The 4,671-nt window shown below is 56.5% G+C and carries 4 pseudogenes; 3 read left to right on the forward strand and 1 reads right to left on the reverse strand.

Annotated elements, in window-relative coordinates:
* Positions 1–521 precede the first annotated feature (521 nt).
* Positions 522–749: pseudogene (locus tag AC1DKD_RS40400) on the reverse strand (IS66 family transposase); the annotation flags it as partial.
* Between the two features lie 614 nt (positions 750–1,363).
* Between AC1DKD_RS40400 and AC1DKD_RS40405 the strand changes: the two are divergent.
* From AC1DKD_RS40405 to AC1DKD_RS40415, 3 pseudogenes are all read left to right on the forward strand, one after another.
* Positions 1,364–1,916, forward strand: a pseudogene (locus AC1DKD_RS40405) (transposase).
* A 1,138-nt stretch (positions 1,917–3,054) separates the two neighbouring features.
* Positions 3,055–4,083: pseudogene (locus AC1DKD_RS40410) on the forward strand (rod shape-determining protein).
* Between the two features lie 229 nt (positions 4,084–4,312).
* Positions 4,313–4,671 (forward strand): annotated as a pseudogene (locus AC1DKD_RS40415) (hypothetical protein); the annotation flags it as partial.

Below are 4,671 nucleotides of genomic sequence, written 5' to 3' on the forward strand. Positions count from 1 at the left end.
GACCACCACTGCACAGGCTGTGGCTAGCTCAGGGCGCAGGCCGCGGTTAGAGGCTTGTCTGCATAAGCATGTTGCATCAGTTAACCCACTTAAAATGAACCGACCTCCCAGACCTAGTGGCCACGCTCCGATCCAGCGGCGGCGGGAGGGTGAGCCTCACACCCACGGTCGGCCTCGCCGGTTGAACACCGGGGAACATAACAAGGGCAGTGTTAGTCGGTTCAGCAGGCACATCGCAATGACGCGATGAAGACCGACGTCCAAGCCCCGCTATAGTGGGAAGATAATTTGTTTATACAAATGAACGGGTTCATGCATGTGCCTTACGCGCAGAAGCTGACGTCGACGGTTGTAGGTCCTGCCTGGTATGCCCTGACCGGCGATCGTGCTGAGGCGTCCGGCGTCCCATATCTGCGTGGTGCCATGTGTACCTTGCCATGCCCGGTCGCTTCTCCAGATAAAACGGCTCTCGGGATACTGAGTCATACACCCAGCTTCACGCACGGCACCGCCCTCATAGATCTGTCATAGCCGGCAAATGCGTCAGCCTGCAGCGTCCCTTTGAAGCCCTTCAAATGCGCCAGTGGGTGCTCGCCGGAACGACTGGGACTGTATGCGAACCAGGCCGCTGGCGCGTCGCGTGAACCGGCGAGCCGGTGGTCGCGCACGTAGGTCCAGATCCGACCAGTCTTGGTCTTGCCGTTGCCGGGTTCGAACACCGGCACGGGTGTGTCATCGGTGTGGATCTTGTCGACTTGCCTGCCGGCAAGGGGCGGGCCCTGGACCTCAAGCGTCGCTTCATTGATCCGCGTTGCTGCGCACCATCTGGGACGATCCTGTGCGTCCATAAGACGAGCCACTGCGGGACGGAGTCGGCGGCAAGCTGTACTTTTTCCAGCGATGGCGCGGTGCGCGACGCCGAAACGGGATATTTCAAGATCGTGCAGCGCCAGACAGCGGCAAGATCACGTGGCCAGCTGTTCCGGCCTGCCGCCAGATATCGGCAATCGAGCAGCGCGATCCTCCGATATCGCGTAGTAGTACATCCATGCCCTCCCCAGACCAGTAGGCTTCAAGCGATATCTGCTTGGGCGTCCTCAAAAAGTCCGGATAGACACGATCCTAGGGAAGTCACTAATTGGGTTGCCCTCCTGACCATTGCAATCTCATCGCCATTGGTCCGCACAACAGACAAAGAAGCCACACTCAGGCCTGCGTGATCGAATTGCCTATCTTTGAGCCCAATATGGGCGTTGTTGCATAAATCCGGCTGTGCTAGCTGACGTTTACGCGCAACAGCCAAGTTGGCACGTCTGTTAACTTTTCGGGGACTTGCGTAGATTCTCGACTTTTTGCCGAGAAGATGCGCAAGGACGAACACAAGCGAAGCGAGCCGAAAGGTGTCTATCGTGTCAGGAACTGGGCGAGCTACAACGCTGGCTTGATTGCGAGAGGCGACGTGACGATGTGGATTGACGAAAGCGTACTGGGCACGGCGCCCGAGGACACATCGCCCAGGCGGGGGCGGCCGCACGTCTGCTCGGACGCAGCGAATCAGATGCTGCTTGGACTCAAGCAAGTCTTCCATCTGCCTCTGCGGGCTCTCCAGGGCTTCGCGTGTAGCCTGCGCAAGCTCGCATTCCTCGAGTTGCCGGTACCCAATTACACGACGTTGAGCCGCCGAGCGCAGGAGCTCGCGGTGAAGTTGCCCGCCATGTACAAGGGGAATGGAAGAAGAGCTGCGACTACCACCGTCGCTCGCTGGTCGAGAACCTGATATACGGGCTCAAGACGCTCACGGGCAATCGCCTTTGGGCGCGTGCATCGGCTCGCAAGCAACAGAAGTGGCGATCCGCGCAGGCGTGCTTAACCGCATGGCGGCTCTTGCACGCCCGAAGTCCGTCCGCATCGTCTGAATTTCGGATCACAGGATCCTCTGTGTTTTTAAGTCCGATTTATGCAACAACGCCTCCAATATGTGGAAACATGCAACGGTGTCGATTCTGGCTTTGCTCGCGATCTCAATCGGGAGGGTTAAGGCCGCGGCAGAATCACCTAAGTTGATCGAAAACTCTCTCGGGATGAAGTTCATCTTGGTCCCGTCTGGGGAATTCATGATTGGGTAGTAACGAGTCGTCAGAAGAACTTGCCAAGGCAGTTCCGCAATATGAGTGTGACCGTTTACTGGGAATTGGCTACAAAGCACCGGTGCGCAAGGTTCGCATCACTCGGCAGTTTTACTTGGGGCAACACGAAGTCAGTTTCTTCGAGGAAATTAGACGCGCAAATTTTGTGAAATCTGGGGGAATCGCAAACGCGTCTCGTTAACGATGGGGGGATACGGTGCGCCTTCGGTTTCTTCGAAGAAACTAAGAGCGAGATATATGACAAACGCCAACTGGCGGTGGCGGGAATGTTGCGCCGCTCGCTTTAGGACTTGCTGAACTGCAGACACGAAGGGACGCAACGTCATTGACACCTTCCGAGTCTCCTGGTCAGTGATACCCGCGAGGTGCGTACAAGCTTCAGGCGGAAGCGCGATGCTCACAAGAGTGAACGCAGTTATCAAAATCCAGAAACAGCACCTGGTCCGCCTGTGCCGCCGTCTTCCGAGATCTTCCCATAGTTAACGCTCCAAAAGCACTCGTGCGAACTCCGCTCACTTAATCTCGCTTAATCGGGCTGACTCGTGCGTCGTTCGGTGAGCTAAATCATGACGGAATGCTGGTCCGTCATCGACGCATCCAATGCGCGGTACGAGAGTGTGCAATCGGCAGTTAAACATGCGGTGAAAGTCGAGGAGGGCGGTTTTAACGCTGCAGCAGACACGGCTTCGACGACTAGATAGCAGCGCGCAAGGGTAGTCATCTCGGACGCCGCACGTACTTCGCGACGGTGCTGTTTGCACGGGGAGACTGTGAAGCCTAGAGCGGACAGAGTCATAAGGTATCATTCGCTTCCGCTTGACATTCGGGGCTTACCGCCCAGAGTCATGCAAGCCCGGTTCGCGTCACTCGGGGGTATCGAGCCAAGGTGTTTTCCGAAAGACTCTTGATGTTCGGATTTCTCCGCAGCTACTTCTTCAACGATCTTGCGATCGATCTCGGTACTGCCAACACTCTCATCTACATGCGCGATAAGGGAATCGTCCTGGATGAACCCTCCGTGGTTGCGATCCGCCGGCAGGGTGCTCTCAATCCTCGGAAAACCATCCAGGCGGTCGGCCAGGAAGCCAAACAGATGCTGGGCAAGGTACCGGGAAACACTGAGGCCATCCGTCCGTTGAAAGACGGCGTGATCGCGACTTTACGGTCAGGAGCAGATGCTCAAGCAGTTCATCAAGATGGTGCACGACACCAAACTGCTTCGGCCGTCGCCGCGAATCATCATCTGCGTGCCCTGCGGCTCGACCCAGGTCGAGCGCCATGCAATCCGCGAATCCGCACTGGCCGCCGACGCCAGCCAGGTCTACCTGGTCGAAGAACCAATGGCGGCCGCGCTAGGCGCGGGCCTACCGGTGTCAGAGCCGTCCGGCTCGATGGTGGTGGATGTCGGTGGGGGTACGACCGAGGTCAGTATGGATGGTCTATAAGGGCTCCGTACGCGTGGGCGGCGACAGGTTCAATGAAGCCATCGTCAACTACATTCGGCGCAATTACGGCATGCTGATTGGCGAGCGGACCGCCGAGGCCATCGAGAAGGCAATCGGATCGGCCTTCCCAGGCTCCGAAGTCCGCGAAATGGAGGTCAAGGGCCGCAATCTGTCCGAAGGTATCCCGCGCGCATTCACGGTGTCGTCCAACGAAATCCTCGAAGCGCTGACCGATCCGCTTAATCAAATCGTGTCGGCAGTTAAGATCGCGCTCGAACAGATCCCGCCGGAACTCGTTGCCGACATTGCCGAGCGCGGCATGATGCTGACCGGCGGGCGGGGCGTTGCTGCGTGAACTGGATCGCCTCCTGGCAGAGGAAACCGGCCTACCTGTGCTGGTGACCGAAGACCCATTGAGCTGCGTAGTGCGGGGCGCCGGCATGGCGCTCAAACGCAAGGACAAGCTCGGCAGCTTCTTCTCTTACGAGTAACGACTAAGCCGTGAAGCGGTGAATACGTGGCGCTTGATGACGACGCGTAGTCGTATCGGTCCGAAGTTTGACGCAGCGATTTAGTCTAATTCATGGTCCGACTTTACACGACCGCGCCGTCAAATTGAAAATGCTTTGGTAAGCACTCTTTCTTGCGGTCCGAGCCCAGATACGCGGGACATAAATTGTTTCCATGTTTTAATCTAGATTTAAATCAATAAACCACAGTATGGAATTGAAGTCTATTTACCCTTTGTATCGCCTTCCCTCCAGGGGGTTGGTTCTCTTTACCGCTCTCGCGATGGCCCTGGCGGGTTGTGATGGAGGTGGTAACTCTGAAGAGTCCACCGCGGTGATTGGTAATTCAACCACAAAATATCAGCCTGAGAATGCAAATCCAAGCGCAGGTGCGTCCGCCAAATCAGGATTTGATATCCTTGCTAGTCTTGATGCCTTGAAAATTACAACTGGCCCCTTTGCTGGAGCCTATCAAGTTGGCTCTGGAAGTAATTGGCTGAACTGGTATTTTGCAAATATTGGCTTGTTCGGATTCATAAAGGACCGCCAGAATGAGGTGCGGGCTTACAT

The organism is Cupriavidus sp. 05T313 (genome assembly GCF_056396665.1).